Origin of the sequence: Emticicia fluvialis, from assembly GCF_024793945.1 — a bacterium.
In the GTDB taxonomy this organism is placed as follows: domain Bacteria; phylum Bacteroidota; class Bacteroidia; order Cytophagales; family Spirosomataceae; genus Emticicia; species Emticicia fluvialis.
Genome location: NZ_JANUSD010000016.1, coordinates 13,090 through 28,913, shown reverse-complemented (window position 1 = coordinate 28,913; position 15,824 = coordinate 13,090). Strand labels below are relative to the sequence as shown.

Below are 15,824 nucleotides of genomic sequence, written 5' to 3'. Positions count from 1 at the left end.
AATGGAGTCCGCAAGAGTTAAACTCAGTAAGGAGCATATTTTGCAGAAGACAAATACTGGCTATGATGTTTTCAAGTACTATATACTAGATTTTAAAGAGCCAAAGAAAGCCTTTCCAGCAGTAAATAGAAGCGATAAACATCCATCAGCAAATGTCTTTCAAACAGGTACCGGTGAGTTTTTGTACAAAGATTTTGCAGATGAAAAGGCAATGGATTGCATAGCTTTGGTAATGAAATTACATGGTTTAGATTACAGTGGAGCATTACAAACCATATGGCAAGATTTAAAATTGGGTCAGATAACACAGTTATTTGAGGGTGGCGGTTCTTTTGATTATTGGTCTCAATATGTAGAAAAAGAGCAGGTAGCCGAAATCTTCAAGGAGTATGATATTGAATCACTAAAAAGCTATACAACAAACAATGGGCGTATGGTCAAGGTACAAGATAATAGCCCAGTTTTTGCCTTTAAAATTAGTGAAAGCTGTTATAAATTATACAAGCCGTGCGAGACAGATAAAAGATATAAACATCAATGGATTGGGCATAAGCCTCATGACTATATTGATATATATGGGTTTCAGCAACTTCCCGAGCATTGCCCTACAATATTGATTACAGAAGGTTTAAAAGATTGTGTGGTGGCCAATGCAAACTTGAATAGTGAAGGTATATGGGCAGTGGGGATTGATAATGTGTCTACAGTAATACGGCCAGAGCTTGTATTGCAATTGCAGAATAAATGTGATAATCTAATATTATGCCTCGATATTGATGACAGAGGCATAGAGGGCAGTAATAAGAAGGCTGAAGCATTAGGTTTGAGAAATTTTATTTTACCTCACACATTACGTGATAACAATGGCAAAGATATTTCAGATTGGTTTGCATTAGGCTTGGGTAAAGACGGTCTTCTTGAGGCGTTAGATAAGGTTCTGGTACTTCCAGAACCATCTACTCCTAATCAGAGTAGCTTCTTGGGTGGTTCATTGTTAATGGGGCTTCTTGAAAAAGAAAAGGCCATTGCTGATGCAGCTTTAAACGAGATAGTCTCTTTACCCACATTATTTGCAATAAACGGGATACCAGCTATAAAGAAGAATACAATCAACTGTATTCAAGGTAAGCAGGGTTGTCATAAAAGTAGGCTAGGAGAAGGATTGATGGCTTTGGCACTCTCAAACAACGGTAATGATGAATACTTAGGTTTTAAGAAGGTTATAGGGGATTCAATAACAAGCTGTTATATAGATTCAGAAAGAAACATTTCTGACGAATTTCCTTTAGCTATTAAAAGTATTCAATCCCAAGCAGGTGCAGATAAAGGTACTCTTCACCCTGATTTTAGATTTACAAGCATTAAACAAGTGTGCAGAAAACAAAGGCTTGAGGCTGTAAAGCAATTTCTAGAAGAAATCAGGCGAAGTACTAATAAACACCTATTCGTAGTACTAGATGTTCTAACAGACTGTATTAGCAACTTCAATGACGTTTCTGAATCAATGGAATTATTGGACTATTTGGGAAATCTGTGTGAAAATAGTGATGCTACGTTTTTACTAATTATTCATGAAAATCCAAATTCAGATAAAGGACGGGGACATTTAGGTACAGAGTTAGCAAATAAGGCCTCTACTGTGCTGAGTATAGGTTTTGAAAAGAATAAAAGTACTGATGATACTGATTTGATAAATCTAAAGTTTCTGAAGCTCAGAAGTGCCAAAAGACCACAAAAAATTTACTTGGAGTATAATGAGCAAGCAAAAGGATTAGTATTAGCCAGTCAGAGTTTAATTAATGAAGTTACATCAGAGAGAAAACAAAAGGCTGATATTGGTCTAATTGCAGAGTTTTTAGGTGGTTACATGGAAGTCGATGGTAAGTATAGCCAACAACATTTAGTCGATAAGCTGACAGCTGAATTTAGTAGTTCAGTCAATACAATCAAACTAAGGTTGGACGAGATTGAGAGCCAGAAAAAAGAAGTTTTTTATATTAATGGAAATTCTTACACAATAAAGAAGCTCTCAGACAATGGTAAAGCAACTTTTTATATACTGGATCAAATTGTTGGTGAAGAAATCAATTAATAACACACCTAACCAAGCCAAAGGTCTTATACAGTATTTTTGGTTTGGTTGGGTTAAACAATATCAAAAATGTTTTTTACTGGAAAAATCGAAGAAATAATACCTGAAATATCTATAGAAAGTATACAAGGTGTACAGAGAAAAATTGAAGTTTTAATTAATGTTGAAGATGGAAAATATCCTAAGTATGTCTGTGTGGATGTTTGGAATGATAAGATTGATAATCCGGATATAGTCATAGGCAAGACTGTGAAAATCCAGTGCAATCTGCAGGCAAGAAAAAAAGGTGACAGGTATTTTAATAATATTACCGCTTTGCAGATAGAGCCAATCAGCTAAAAACAGCGACTAATTTTGACCCAACCAAGATATAAATCTATATAGTAGGATTGTTTTGGTTGGGTTGAATTTTAGTATTACAGGTGTTATAGATGATAGTTTCTGATACTACTATAGTGCTGTAAAACAACAGCAGGATTAACTTTTGACCAACAAAATTTAGAGAATGAAAAATCACTTATCCTGCAATTTTTCAATAATCTTTCTCAGATTCTCAATCTCTTCTTTCTGTTGAGAGATGATTAGCTCGTACAGGCTTTTTTCATTTTCAGAGGTGCTAATATGGTTTACAACATAACCATTTCCAGTCTGATTATGCATCACGTTAAAAACCATGCTCTCATTAAAATTGATAATATCTTCCACTTTAATTCCCAGAACCTCTGCTATCTTTTCTAATTTGTGATAGCTTACCTCTGTTTCATTTCTTTCAATTTTACCATATCCTGATGGAGTCATACTTAAAGAATTAGCCACATGCTCTTGTGTGAAATTCTTTAGCTCTCTTAATTTTTTGATTTTAGTGCCTATTTCCATTGGTTAGATATTTACCTCCTCCAAAGTTGTAAATAAATCGTGACAGTAACAAAATGAGCCTTGAAAATTTATGGCTAGTAGATAGCTTTGTTAGTTAAAAACAACCAATTATTTCTTTATATCATTAAAAATTTCCACAATGAAACGTCAATTCTTAAAACAGACAATTTTTCTGTTTTTGTTCCTTACAACATATTCAAACCGTGGTTTTAGCCAATCAAATAGTCCTGAACAAAACACGACAGAATACCCAATTCCGTACATCGCTCCACAACAAATTGAGCCGGTTATTCCTATCAATATTCCTAATAGTCGAGTTGAGCCTGTTACTCGAACTAAACCTGAAATTTCTTTAGAAGAGCTTATTGAACAATCTGCTGCAAAAATAAGACTCCCTGAAGACCCTCATCCTTATGCACCTAAAGAAATATTTAGAAGTCCAGAATTAGAACCTTACATTAAAGAAGGGATGTCTTTTAATACAGATCAAATTAAATCAGGTTCATTACAATTGCGCTATGAAAGCCATATGAATGAGAAAAGGAAACAAACTATGATACTTTTTGGAATTATAGTAATTGCCTCTCTTTTATTAGCTTGTAGTTACTTAATACTTAAAGATACTGAAGACACTTTAATCGGAGTCTCTAGCAATATAAAGAATGTTGACGAAGAGGCACTGAAGCAAAATTTGAACATTTCGAAAACAACAGAAATTGATGAAGAGACTTTGAAGCAAAAACTCGGGTTGTGATAATATCTACCTTCAAAACATATTTATTATAATGAACATTTTCTCAAAAATATCAACCTTCCTTAGTAGAATTGTTGATGTTATTACGCAAGGAAATCTTGAAAGAGTAAGAATCTTAAAAGAGTTTAATACCTTGTTCAAACAGGCTTTTTTGCAGGGTGAAATTGATAGACTGTGTACAGTTATAACATCAATGGGAAACCCCAAGTTTACCCATTCTCTCAGTTCCATCTACCTTAGAAGTGGTTTTAAGATTACTATTGAGAATGATGAAGATTTAAGTGAGAATAATTTCTGGGAGATAGCCAAATATGTTCTCGACAGCGCCCCATTTATAAGGCAATTAATGGCATTGGGATACGATACTCTAATTATTGTAGGCAAAACCAATACTGCTGGTATTCAAATTTCATTAAAACAAGTGGTTGATTTGCAAAAATTTATGTTAGAGCAAGCCAAATGATTATGAGAAATAATATCATATATATTGGGTCCATAATTATGGTAGTATGTGTTTTTTTCTTAGTAAGGAGATACCTTATACGTAAAAAATTAAGAAATCTAATGCTTAAGGATATGGACAGAGATTTCGGGAATACAACTCAAAACATTATTCTTAGTATTTCAAAAAGCCATGATTTATATAAAAACCTGATTAAGCAAACTCACCCTGACAGATTTCAAGATAATAAAAGAGAAATGGCAACAGAACTTTCCATGAGAATAACTAAGGCGAAAAGAAATTATTCTGAGCTTGTCAAATTACAAGAAGAAGTAGAGAACTTTAAAAGTAGTTGACGTATTTTCTTAATGACATTTTTCATAGTTCTGCTATTAGTAAAAAACACAACTTTCACAGGCAAACTATGATTTTTAACCAATTGTATTATTGCAACCCAATTTTAAATTTTACCCACTGAGTTTTTCAGCATTGTTACCCAAATTTTTTTCTTCTCACCCCCCCATATATCAATATGTATCTTAGAGGCTTCATTCCCTTGACCCCCCATACTAAAAGATAGGAGGTAACGCCCGGCATTTTCAAAATTGAAATAAAATAATGAACCAATGTAGATACTGACATTTACATTGGTTTTTTATTGTCTGTAATCTCACAGCTATAAATTGCATATAGCTTAATCTTCAAAAGTTGCCTCTCCTCTCTGCAAATTTATTTCTTTCACTTTAATTCCTTAATTCAATGGTAACTGTAACTGCTTATCAGCAAAGAACCTCAGTAGAGGGTAAAGACTATTTTGCTCTTGAACTCCAATCTGATGACATGGAGTTTGTTATTTCTCAAAACACAGGAAGGCACTACATCACAACAAGAAAATGCTGGATTTCTTCTACTTTCAATGAATCTATGTGCCTGAAAATGTTAGGTAAAACAATGGCAGGTTCCATCACTAAGACTGAGTGTGAACCTTATGAATTTACAATTCCTGAAACAGGAGAGGTCATAACAAGGCAACACAGATATGATTATTCACCTGTTGAACAAAGTAGCATGGAACAGGTGGTGATGCAGAAGGATGAGTTAGTGTTTGCCTAAGTGTTCATTAAAACTATTATGGGAGTAGAGCTAATTGGCTTTACTCCTTTTTTATTTCACTTTAAACCAATGCCTAAATGCAATTACAATTAGCACAAAGAAAAAATGTAAAAATCAAACTCGGATTACAAGGTTCAAGCGGTTCTGGTAAAACTTATTCAGCACTGTTAATTGCTTATGGAATTACCCATGATTGGACTAAAGTAGCAGTAATTGATACTGAGAATCATTCAGCAGAATTATATGCACACTTAGGTTCTTTTTATGTACTGAATCTTCAACCATTATTCTCTCCTGAGAAATACAGAGAAGCATTAGACATCTGTTTAAAAGCAGGGGTGGAGGTAATCATTATTGATTCCATTTCTCATGAATGGGATTACATCATTGATCAGCATGGAGCGCTATCTGGTAATTCGTATACTAACTGGAGTAAGTTCACACCCAGACACCAAAGATTCATTCAATCCATGCTACAAGCAGATGTACACATTATCTGTACCATGAGAGCTAAACAAGATTATGTACTGAATGAAAAGAATGGAAAACAAGTTCCTGAGAAAGTTGGATTACGTGCAATTCAAAGAGATGGTTTAGATTATGAACTAACCATTGTGTTTGAAATTGATATTAAGCACTATGCAGTTGCCTCTAAGGATAGAACAGAACTATTTGTTAATAAAAAACAGAGTTTCAGATAACTATTGAAACAGGTAGGATACTCTTGGATTGGTGCATGCAGGGAGTAGCAGCAGAAAAGCTACCTAAGAGTTCTCCAATCATTATTGAACATATTAATTCCTGCAGCAATATAGATGAGTTAAGGGAGCTGTATAATAACACTGCTCCTGAAGAACAAACAGATTTTCGTAAAGAATTCAATCTCAGAAAATCACAACTGCAATCACCGGTAAATTAATCACTAGCAAAACATCCTATTGATATGGAAAACCAATTATTAGCTGATATTCAGCAGCATAAAACCATTGAATCAGTTATTTCAACTGATAACCTCTTTATTCAAGCAAATACTATTCCTGTAACCTTAACAGAGGTACAAGAAACACATCTGATTCCTGTATATGTAAAAGATAATGAACCGGTTATTTCTCATCAGGAGTTTATCCATTCAGCATTAGAAGTGGTTCATCAAATCTATAAAGAAGAGCAGATTCTATCTCCGGCCATTAGAGTATCACATCCTATTAAGGGTAGAATACCTGATGCAAAAGATAAACCAGCTAAAGATTTACTGGAACATGAGAAAACTATCTACTTTGAAAGAATGGCTTTTGTAATAGAGATACCCACTATCAGAGATACCATTAATGGAAATGAAATTACCTTAACAATAGGAGGGGTAAAGAGCTATAGTTTAGATAATCTCTACAACAAAAAAGGAGTAGATGAACACTTCAAGATTTTCATCGGATTTCAGAATAAAGTATGCTGTAATCTATGTGTCTGGTCTGATGGATATGTAGGTGATTTAAGAGTTAAGAATGTATCTCAACTCATGAAGGGAATCTATGATTTAGTGCTTCGTTTCAATGCAGAAAAGCAGGTTTACCTCATGCAGAATATGCTAAACTATAACTTAACTGAGCATGAATTTGCTACGCTGATAGGTAGAGCTAAGTTGTACAGTTATTTACCTCATCAGGAGAAGAAAATGATACCTCCATTGGTTTTTGGAGATAATCAGATAAGCATGGTTGCAAAGGATTATTACAATGATCAATCATTCTGCAGACAGGAGGATGGAAGTATCAACTTGTGGAATCTGTATAATCTGTTTACCGGAGTCAACAAGCAATCATACATTGATACCTTTCTGGATAGGGGAGTAAATGCTTATTCATTTATTCAAGGATTGGTGTATTCAATGGAGAGTAAAGAAAAATGTTGGTTTTTATCGTAGCACTCTAACAGGTTAGTTTCAGTAACTGACCTGTTTTTTAATAAGAACTTATGAATAACAAATACGATCCCAGAATTGTAATAGATCCTTTTTCACTACTGGTGGTAAACACCAAAGGAGAGTTAAGAAGAATCTATTGTCCGTTTTTAGTGAGGTGTGTTGTACCTATTGATGATTTGATACTGAATCACATATATACTGTAGATATGGTTAGTATTGATTTATCAGAATACATCTTCTTCTCCCTCAGAGGGAAAGGATATGTGTATAAGAGGTTTGAAATATTGATTAATTAAACATTTACTCATATTTATCTCAATTAAATATAACCACATCAGATTTAAATTAGGCATTTGTTTTTTTGGGAGTTATAATTTTTACATTTCTTATTCTAAAACTGCAAGCTTTTGTATTTAAACAAGGGAATTAATTCAATAACAATTTTTTTGGCTTTAAAGGATCCCATTTTATAAATTAATATTGCTTATTAATATAATATTTAGTACCATTGTACACTTAACCTTGACAAGCTATTCTATAAATTGAATACTTCTGATTTAATATATCTTGACTATAATGCAACTACTCCACTGGATGAAAGAGTACTTGATTCAATGCTCCCCTTTTTTAAAGGGTACTTTGGTAATTCATCAAGTAATCATCATTTTGGTAAAAATATAAAAAAAGCTGTCGAGAAAGCTAGAGAGCAAGTATCTAACTTACTAAATTCTGAACCTAGAGAAATTATTTTCACTTCTGGAGCTACAGAAGCTGTCAATTTAGCGATAAAGGGAACATTGATTGCCAATCAATCTAAAGGCAAACACGTCATTACCTGTAAAACTGAACATAAAGCTGTTCTAGATACTTGTAAATACCTTGAGCAAGTTGGTTTTGATGTATCATACATTTCTGTAACAAATGATGGAATAATTAATATTGAGGAATTCAAAAGTGCTCTAAGACCTGATACTGTTTTAGTTTCAATTATGTGGGTAAATAATGAGACTGGAGTAATCCAACCGATGAAAGAGTTAATTGATATTACTCATGAGAACAACTCATTATTTTTTACAGATGCTACACAGGCAGTTGGGAAAATCCCCATTGATGTTTATGGACTAGACTTAGACTTGCTTTGCTTTTCTGCACATAAATTCTACGGACCGAAAGGAACAGGAGGACTATTTGTAAAAAAGGGAATAAAAATTGAAACACAAACTCATGGAGGTGGGCATGAAATAGGCTTAAGAAGTGGAACAAGCAATGTGCCGACAATTGTTGGGATGGGAATAGCTTGTGAAATTGCTTTAAAGGAGATGGATTCTAATTCTAAAAAGATTTTAAGTTTAAAAAGTATGTTGGAAACAACTTTACTTGAAATTGAGGGCGCATTTATTAATGGAAATTTGGAACAGAGACTTTATAATACACTAAATATCTCTCTTCCATCATTTGACGCTAATTTCTTTATAGATAGATACAGAAATATCGCAGTTAGTAATGGTTCTGCCTGTACCTCAGCACTAGTTCAACCTTCTCATGTATTGATCGCAATGGGATTGAATGAAGAAGAGGCTATGGGAAGCTTGAGATTATCATTAGGGAAATTTAATACTATTGAGGAGATTGAAAAGTTCGTTGAAATTATTTGTTTAAAATCATAACTATTAAAAAGTAGTAAGATGTTAAATAGTGTTGAATGGTCTGTTGATAGAGATTATAAGACAGGAAGTGAAAATGAGCCTATTCAATTTTATATTGATGCACTATGCAATAGTAAATCATTTGACCTTTTGTTAGGCTACTTTAGTTCTTCTGCAATAAATGTTTTATCTATTGGATTTGCTAGTTTTTTATATTGTGGGGGTACTATGCGGATGGTTATTAACAATATCCTTTCTGAGCAAGATAAAGATGCTATAAAAAAAGGACTAGAAGGAAACATAGATCCTACATATATTAAATTAGATGAAATTAAAAGCTTAAGAAAAACACTTGATGAATATGGAAAACACTTTTTTGAATGTTTTTCGTGGTTAATTGCGAACAAAAGAATTCAAGTTAAGATAATTCAACCCAAAAGTGGTAAAGGCATCTCTCATTATAAATCAGGTATTTTTAATGATGGGATAAATAAAGTGGGTTTTAAAGCATCATGTAACTTTACAGCTTATGGTTTGTTAGAAAACCTTGAAGAATTAGATAGTTTCCTCACATGGGAAAATGGAAGGTCTAATAAATGGATTAACGCACAAAGCCGCTATTTTAATGAAATTTTTGAAGGGCGTGCAGATTTCGTTGAGTACTTAGAAATTGATACAGTATTAATTGCAATTCGAAGTGAGTTTGGTGATAAATCATTAAATGAATTATTAGCGCAAGAAAAATATCTCATTGAAAAAAGGAATAAGCTGCCAATAAACGAGAGATTAAAAAGGTCTTTAAAAGCGGCTTACAAAAAAGTTGAGAAGTTTGAAGAAATAGAATTGCTTCCTAAATTTCCTTTTGGAGGAAGACCACGTGAATACCAAACCCATGCCTATAACAATTGGGTTAATAATGATTTCAAGGGTATTTTTGCAATGGCAACAGGTACGGGAAAAACTATTACCTCTCTGAATTGTTTGTTGCAAGAAATGAATAGGAATAATATGTCTATTTATCACTGTTTGATTTTAGTTCCTACAATTACACTTGTTAATCAGTGGGAAGATGAAGCAAGGAAATTCAATTTTTTTGAGGTTGTAAAAGTATCTTCAAAAGTAGATTGGGAGAGTGAATTAGCTACAACTTTATCTACTGCTAAGCGAATTCCAACCTCTTTTGTAATTATAACCACTTATGCATCCTTTGTAAAAGAGAGATTTTTAAAATATTTAAAAGAATTACCCAGTGATACTTTATTTATAGCTGATGAAGCTCATAATATTGGTTCCAAAAGTGTTTTAAATAGCTTGGAAAGGGTAAATCTCCCCAAAAGAATAGGTTTATCTGCAACACCTAAGAGAATTTATGATTTAGAGGGTAGTATTGCTATGGAAAGGTTTTTCAACGATAAAGAGCCATATACTTATTCATTCTCAATGGAGCGTGCAATTGAAGAAGGAATACTTTGTAAATACTATTATTATCCTCATATCATATCTCTTACTGATGAAGAATTGATTGAATACATTGAAATAACAAAAAAGCTAGCTAAATTTTATAATAATAAATCAGGGAATTTAGAAGAAAATGACATTGTCGAAAAATTACTATTGAAAAGAAAGAGAATAATACATAAAGCAATAAATAAGTTATCAAAAACAAGAGAGATTTTAGAAGCTCGATTTAAAAAGGAAGGTAATCTTAATTATACTTTTATTTACGTTCCAGAGGGTAATACTCAAGAAATAACGGAGGATGATAATAGTGATGAGGAAAGTATTAAAATAATTAATCAATATACTAGAGAAGTTGGTAAAATAGACAAATCAATTAAAGTAAACCAGTTTGTTAGTGGAATGGTAAATAGAAATGATATTTTAGACCAATTTAAAGCAGGTAAAATTCATGTGATTGCTTCTATGAAATGTTTAGATGAAGGCGTTGATATTCCAAGGGCTGAACACGCAATCTTTTGCTCAAGTACTGGAAATCCTAGACAATTCATTCAAAGAAGAGGCAGAGTTTTACGAACTCATTCTCAAAAGTATATTGCTATTATTCATGACCTCATAGTAGTACCTGATTTATCCTCATCAAACAAGGAATCTGATACATTTAGAGTTGAAAGAAGTTTAGTAGAAAAAGAGCTAGAAAGGGTAATGTATTTTGCTTCATTGGCTATTAACCCTTTTGAAACAGAAAATGTATTTTCGGAGATTTGTAAGCATTATGATTTGAATATTTATACAATACACAATAAATTAAAAAACAATGACTAAAGAAGATATATTGAGAGCCTATTTAGAGGATGATTTATTTATTGAAAAAGGATATTTAAAAGAAGGGGAAGCGAACAAATCTAAATGGTCGTCCACAACTAACAATAATTTAATTAATGTAATCAAATTAGCAATTGAAGGCGAATTGACTAAGGAGAGTCCAAATGTCACAGAAAAGAAAATTAATACATTAATGAATAGGCAATCATGATACTAGAAAGCATAGAATTAACCAATTTCATGTGTTATGCTGGCACGAATAAATTTGAATTTACTGAAGGCATAAATGTTATCATTGGCGATAATGGTTATGGCAAGTCAAAGTTATACGATGCATTCTATTGGGTAATGTATAATAGATGCTTTGATACTTCTATAAAGAAATTTGCTGAAACTAGTACACTTAAACGGCTTATAGTTTCAGATAAAGCTATAAAAGAACAGGAAGATGGTAGTATAACTGCATCTGTAATACTTACTTTTCGGAATACTGAAAAAGATAGCGTTTATATCTTAGAAAGACGATACACTGTCAATAAATCAGGGGAAACCATTAAAGAAGATCAGGATAGTGAAGAAATAATATGGTTTAAAGAACTTTCTTTTTTAACTGCAAGAGAAGTAATAGAGAAAGAAGAAGTCAAAAGAATCAAAGATAATATTTTGCCTGACAACATTAAACCATATATGTGGTTTCAAGGAGAACAAGTCGAATCTATTATTGACTTTAATAAAAGTGATACATTAACACAAGCAATTAATACTTTATCAAATATAACTCGATTTGATAAAATTATTGACATTGCACAAGGTTTAAAAGAATCATCCTCCAGGGAATTTAATAAAAAACAACGTGATTTAAGTAGTAATAAAGGTGAAAGTGAAAGATTAGAAGTAGAAAGACAAAATCTCTTGGGAAGAATAAAAGCACTCGAACTTCTAGAACTTCAGATAAAAGATAATTTAGCAACAGCTGAAGAAAAATCAGAAACTCTGTTAAATCAACTAACAGATGCAAAAAATATACGTGAGATAGAAGCAAGAAGAAACTCGATTGAAAAAAACTTGATTGAGGTTCAGGAAGAATATAATGATGAACAAAAGAGTTTACATAAACGCATGTTTACAGATAAATGGATCTTAAAAGGAACCGAAAAACTCTTTGAGGATTATAGCAAAATTTATGGTGAATTCGAAAGGAAAAAGTTGCAAAATGAAGCTAGTATTCAAGCCAAATTAGATGCTGAAAATGCTTTACTAGTAGAATTACAAGCAAGGTTGCCAATAGATGTTCCAGAGCCAATACATCTTGAACACATGTTAAGTATTGAAAAATGTTTAGTTTGTGATAGAGAAGCTTTAAAAGAATCAGAGCCTTGGCTGAAAATCAAAGAGCTTATGGACCGTTCTAAAATGAAAATAAAGACATTAGAGGATACGGAAATAACGACACATAACTTTAGTGGTGATTTGAAAAAACTATATCATAATGGACTTGGGTTGAGTCATAATATTAAAGATATTGATGATAATATCGCATCAATTTTTAGGAGGCTGAAAAGACTTGATAAAAGGAGAAAATCGCTATCAGAAGAGTTGAGTAAAATAGAATCCGAAAAAAATAGCTTAATAGTAAATGCTTCATTGAATGTTAGTCAAGCAAATAATTTATTGAATGAGTATCTTGCCCAGAATGAATTGGTTAAGCGTTCAATTGCTGAAATTACTTCAAACGCAAATATTGTATCAAAAAAAAGGGAAGATTTGGCGAAAATAGAAGCAGAGTTAAATAAGCTAGTAATAGGAGAAATCCCTGCATATTTATTAGAAAAGGTTAAAGTCTTAGAAGAGTTTTACCAAGTAGCACATTCAACTAGGAAACGAGTATTCAGTAAGTTGGTGAAAATGTTGGAAGTAGAGGCGAACAAGCATTACATGGAAATGACACAAGAAAATATGTCTTCCAGAGGAGTTATAAAGTTAAAAGAGTTAAGTAATGGAAAAAATTATATGCCAGAATTAGTAGATGAGAAAGGAAATGTACTGCTGCAACTTAATACAGGTAATATTATTCTTATTAAACTTGCAACAATTATGGCTATTATCTCAGCCCGTCAGGGTTCAAGAGATACAGATTTATATACATTAATTACAGATGCACCTATGTCTGTTTTTGGAGAAGATTATACAATTGGGTTTTGTAAAACTGTAAGTAAGGTGTACAGACAAAGTATAATAATGAGCAAAGAGTTTTATAAAAACCTATCTCTTAGAAAACAATTGCTTACTGATACTGAAATTAAACTCGGCAAGGTGTATTTGATTACCCCATCAATACAAGAAAATATAAGAAGTAATAGAAATAGCTTATCTACTAATATTGAAAAGTTAAACTGAAATGGAATTACTTAAACGTATAAAAGATAGAGCTCCAGAATATGATAACCAATATTATCAATTGATACTGGATTTTACTATAGAACAAGGTGGGAAAGCAGGAACAAGTAGTGAGGAAACAAGATGGAAACAAGGAAAGTATTTCTCTACTCGCTACGAAATGTATATGTATGCTGCTTTACTAGGATTGAAGAAAGACTATAAAGTGCCAATTGCTTATGGCACAGAAAAAAGTAAATTTATAGAAATGAGAGCTTGGCAACCACAAGATATAACTGATTATGTAATAATGGGAGTATTGAGTAAATCAGGGGTTGATTTCCATGAGTTAGAAAATCTCGAAGAAGAAAAAATAGAGAAAAAAATTACTGAGTTACGTAGTTTATTGGAAGACTATGCCAATGGAGGTTTTGATATAATTAGAGCGAAAAGAGAGGAAGAACCTTCTTTTTTCTTACAAAATGAGAATTGCTTTATTGATTTACTTGACTAATTATGTATTTTTTGTTTAAGAAATGAAACAAACTGCTTTCGAACTTGGAGAACATCTTTTGCTGAGAAATATTTCTTATTATCCTTCGCCTATCTTATGGGAAAAATGGGATATAGATAGTTTGGATATAAAATTCAACAAGTGGAAAGTAATAAAGTACCTGAATGATGATGGAGATGATCTTAATATTGATATAAGTAAGGTACCTAATGACAAAGGAGGTTTGTATTTATTTTATGTAAATTGTAATCAAATTTCTGGCATTTCTGAGTTGCCTTTTTACGTAGGGAGAGCCCAATTAACAGAGGGTCAAAATCTAAGGAAAAGAGTACGAGAATATTTTACAAAGTTTTCTAAGGATGATGAAAGGCCAAAAATTACTAGAATGTTTAAATATTGGAGTAAAGAATTATATTTAGCATTTTTAGTTTTAGAAAATAATATATGTATTGTTGATTTAGAAAAGAAATTAATAAATTCATTATTGCTCCCTATGAATGATGAAATACCAGATAAAGAAACAAAAGAAGCAGTTAAAGCATTTAATTTATGAAAATTCCCGCAATCAGAGGTAAAATTGGTAATTGGGAGTATTATATTTCAACTCTAACTTTTCAACAAGTTAATGATCATGTCTCTAGAGTAGATGATGAATTGCATAAATCTGAAAGTTTGAGAGAACTTATACAAAGAAGTATATCAAAGAATTTTGTAAGTATAAAGACATATATTTTGAATCAGTCAGAATTCTTCTTTAATTCTTTGGTATTGGCTGTATATAATGATTATCCTGAATGGATTGAGATAGAAGTTAAATACGATAACTTTGAGACTTATCAAATTGGTTTATTAGATTTTCCTTCACAACATAAAATTTTCCCTGTTGATGGACAGCATAGAGTTGAAGGCATAAAAGCAGCGTTAGCAGAAAACCCATCTTTGGCCAATATGAAAGTTTCAGTTATTTTCATTGGGCATAAAAATGATGAGAATGGTTTAAAAAGGACAAGAAGGCTTTTTTCTACTCTAAATAGATATGCAAAACCAGTTACTATGGATGATATAATAGCTTTAGATGAGGATGATTCTATAGCAATAGTAACAAGAGATTTGCTAGAATTACATCCTTTGTTTACCGGTAAAAAAGTAACAAAAAGTAAAAATAAAGCTATTGCCAATGATGATAAAGATTCTTTTACTTCAATTATTACACTATATGAGTGTAATAGGGAGTTATTAAAATGTTTTAGAAAAATTCAAAAATCTTATAGACCTAAGCCATCTAGAGATTCAAAATCATTCGAAGAATTTTTGAAAATAAGACCTGATGAAGAAGACGTACAAGCTTTTTTAGATTTCTGTTTCTACTTTTGGAATAAGCTTTTAGATTCATCTGAAATATTAACGAATTTCGCTAGCGATAAATCATTACGTCCTGCAGAGAAATATAGAAATAATATAAATGGTGGAAATCTTCTTTTTAGACCTGTTGGTCTTTTCCCTTTTATTCAATCCGTTATTGAAATCAATAAACGAACTGAGAAACCTTTTGAATGGATATTTAATAAATTTTCCAAACTTGATTTTACTATAAACCAAATACCCTGGCGACAGGTTTTATGGAATGATTATAATAAAACAATGATAATGGGTAATAAAACACTCACAAAACAAATTTTAATTTATATATATCAGCAGGATTTACTGAAAGCCACTGAAAAAGAATCATTAATTCAAAAATACGCACATGCAATAAATTTTGATGGTCAAAATGTCTCTGACGTTTTAATGGAGATAAAATGAGTTA

The 15,824-nt window shown here is 32.0% G+C and carries 16 protein-coding genes; 15 read left to right on the top strand and 1 reads right to left on the bottom strand.

All coding sequences use genetic code 11. The features are described 5' to 3' along the window. The first annotated feature begins 1 nt into the window (after position 1). Together NZ848_RS17480 and NZ848_RS17475 are read left to right on the top strand one after the other, a co-directional pair. The gene (locus NZ848_RS17480; protein WP_259016589.1) at positions 2–2,092 is read left to right on the top strand and encodes a toprim domain-containing protein; all 2,091 of its coding nucleotides are present in this window, start codon (positions 2–4) and stop codon (positions 2,090–2,092) included. A 69-nt stretch (positions 2,093–2,161) separates the two neighbouring features. Next, positions 2,162–2,431, top strand: a complete 270-nt coding sequence (locus tag NZ848_RS17475) for a DUF3127 domain-containing protein (protein WP_259016588.1) — start codon at positions 2,162–2,164, stop codon at positions 2,429–2,431. A gap of 174 nt (positions 2,432–2,605) precedes the next feature. On the opposite strand, the gene NZ848_RS17470 is transcribed toward NZ848_RS17475, so the two are convergent. Continuing rightward, positions 2,606–2,968, bottom strand: a complete 363-nt coding sequence (locus tag NZ848_RS17470) for a helix-turn-helix domain-containing protein (RefSeq protein WP_259016587.1) — start codon at positions 2,966–2,968, stop codon at positions 2,606–2,608. A gap of 139 nt (positions 2,969–3,107) precedes the next feature. Here NZ848_RS17470 and NZ848_RS17465 point away from each other — a divergent pair, with 139 nt between their 5' ends. The 13 genes from NZ848_RS17465 to NZ848_RS17405 all read left to right on the top strand — a co-directional run bounded on the left by NZ848_RS17465 (position 3,108) and on the right by NZ848_RS17405 (position 15,820). Further along, positions 3,108–3,722, top strand: a complete 615-nt coding sequence (locus NZ848_RS17465; protein WP_259016586.1) for a hypothetical protein — start codon at positions 3,108–3,110, stop codon at positions 3,720–3,722. Between the two features lie 31 nt (positions 3,723–3,753). Beyond that, the gene (locus NZ848_RS17460; protein ID WP_259016585.1) at positions 3,754–4,185 is read left to right on the top strand and encodes a hypothetical protein; all 432 of its coding nucleotides are present in this window, start codon (positions 3,754–3,756) and stop codon (positions 4,183–4,185) included. A 101-nt stretch (positions 4,186–4,286) separates the two neighbouring features. Then, the gene (locus tag NZ848_RS17455; RefSeq protein ID WP_259016583.1) at positions 4,287–4,520 is read left to right on the top strand and encodes a J domain-containing protein; all 234 of its coding nucleotides are present in this window, start codon (positions 4,287–4,289) and stop codon (positions 4,518–4,520) included. Positions 4,521–4,923: 403 nt separating this feature from the next. Continuing rightward, positions 4,924–5,277: a hypothetical protein gene (locus NZ848_RS17450; RefSeq protein ID WP_259016581.1), complete on the top strand. Its 354-nt coding sequence runs from the start codon at positions 4,924–4,926 to the stop codon at positions 5,275–5,277. A 77-nt stretch (positions 5,278–5,354) separates the two neighbouring features. After that, on the top strand, positions 5,355–5,978 hold the full coding sequence (locus tag NZ848_RS17445; RefSeq protein WP_259016580.1) for an ATP-binding protein: 624 nt from the start codon (positions 5,355–5,357) through the stop codon (positions 5,976–5,978). A gap of 242 nt (positions 5,979–6,220) precedes the next feature. Beyond that, a complete protein-coding gene (locus NZ848_RS17440; protein ID WP_259016579.1) occupies positions 6,221–7,198 on the top strand; it encodes a DUF3871 family protein in 978 nt (325 codons plus the stop codon). 542 nt (positions 7,199–7,740) lie between these two features. Further along, positions 7,741–8,865 carry a cysteine desulfurase family protein gene (locus tag NZ848_RS17435; RefSeq protein WP_259016577.1) on the top strand — a complete coding sequence of 375 codons (1,125 nt, stop codon included), beginning with the start codon at positions 7,741–7,743 and terminating at the stop codon, positions 8,863–8,865. A gap of 18 nt (positions 8,866–8,883) precedes the next feature. Beyond that, positions 8,884–11,127, top strand: coding sequence for a DEAD/DEAH box helicase family protein (locus tag NZ848_RS17430; protein ID WP_259016576.1), 2,244 nt, complete (start codon positions 8,884–8,886; stop codon positions 11,125–11,127). After that, positions 11,120–11,338: a hypothetical protein gene (locus NZ848_RS17425; RefSeq protein WP_259016575.1), complete on the top strand. Its 219-nt coding sequence runs from the start codon at positions 11,120–11,122 to the stop codon at positions 11,336–11,338. Before NZ848_RS17430 ends, NZ848_RS17425 begins: the two co-directional genes overlap by 8 nt. Next, a complete protein-coding gene (locus tag NZ848_RS17420; protein ID WP_259016574.1) occupies positions 11,335–13,524 on the top strand; it encodes an AAA family ATPase in 2,190 nt (729 codons plus the stop codon). Before NZ848_RS17425 ends, NZ848_RS17420 begins: the two co-directional genes overlap by 4 nt. Before the next feature lies 1 nt (position 13,525). After that, the gene (locus NZ848_RS17415) at positions 13,526–14,017 is read left to right on the top strand and encodes a hypothetical protein (RefSeq protein ID WP_259016573.1); all 492 of its coding nucleotides are present in this window, start codon (positions 13,526–13,528) and stop codon (positions 14,015–14,017) included. 22 nt (positions 14,018–14,039) lie between these two features. Continuing rightward, positions 14,040–14,570, top strand: a complete 531-nt coding sequence (locus NZ848_RS17410) for a hypothetical protein (RefSeq protein WP_259016572.1) — start codon at positions 14,040–14,042, stop codon at positions 14,568–14,570. Continuing rightward, positions 14,567–15,820, top strand: coding sequence for a DGQHR domain-containing protein (locus NZ848_RS17405; protein WP_259016571.1), 1,254 nt, complete (start codon positions 14,567–14,569; stop codon positions 15,818–15,820). Before NZ848_RS17410 ends, NZ848_RS17405 begins: the two co-directional genes overlap by 4 nt. The last annotated feature ends 4 nt before the right edge of the window (positions 15,821–15,824 follow it).

Coding starts and splice junctions, on each gene's coding strand:
- NZ848_RS17480 (WP_259016589.1), top strand. CDS start 2: ATGGAGTCCGCAAGAGTTAAACTCAGTAAGGAGCATATTTTGCAGAAG.
- NZ848_RS17475 (WP_259016588.1), top strand. CDS start 2,162: ATGTTTTTTACTGGAAAAATCGAAGAAATAATACCTGAAATATCTATA.
- NZ848_RS17470 (WP_259016587.1), bottom strand. CDS start 2,968: ATGGAAATAGGCACTAAAATCAAAAAATTAAGAGAGCTAAAGAATTTC.
- NZ848_RS17465 (WP_259016586.1), top strand. CDS start 3,108: ATGAAACGTCAATTCTTAAAACAGACAATTTTTCTGTTTTTGTTCCTT.
- NZ848_RS17460 (WP_259016585.1), top strand. CDS start 3,754: ATGAACATTTTCTCAAAAATATCAACCTTCCTTAGTAGAATTGTTGAT.
- NZ848_RS17455 (WP_259016583.1), top strand. CDS start 4,287: ATGCTTAAGGATATGGACAGAGATTTCGGGAATACAACTCAAAACATT.
- NZ848_RS17450 (WP_259016581.1), top strand. CDS start 4,924: ATGGTAACTGTAACTGCTTATCAGCAAAGAACCTCAGTAGAGGGTAAA.
- NZ848_RS17445 (WP_259016580.1), top strand. CDS start 5,355: ATGCAATTACAATTAGCACAAAGAAAAAATGTAAAAATCAAACTCGGA.
- NZ848_RS17440 (WP_259016579.1), top strand. CDS start 6,221: ATGGAAAACCAATTATTAGCTGATATTCAGCAGCATAAAACCATTGAA.
- NZ848_RS17430 (WP_259016576.1), top strand. CDS start 8,884: ATGTTAAATAGTGTTGAATGGTCTGTTGATAGAGATTATAAGACAGGA.
- NZ848_RS17425 (WP_259016575.1), top strand. CDS start 11,120: ATGACTAAAGAAGATATATTGAGAGCCTATTTAGAGGATGATTTATTT.
- NZ848_RS17420 (WP_259016574.1), top strand. CDS start 11,335: ATGATACTAGAAAGCATAGAATTAACCAATTTCATGTGTTATGCTGGC.
- NZ848_RS17415 (WP_259016573.1), top strand. CDS start 13,526: ATGGAATTACTTAAACGTATAAAAGATAGAGCTCCAGAATATGATAAC.
- NZ848_RS17410 (WP_259016572.1), top strand. CDS start 14,040: ATGAAACAAACTGCTTTCGAACTTGGAGAACATCTTTTGCTGAGAAAT.
- NZ848_RS17405 (WP_259016571.1), top strand. CDS start 14,567: ATGAAAATTCCCGCAATCAGAGGTAAAATTGGTAATTGGGAGTATTAT.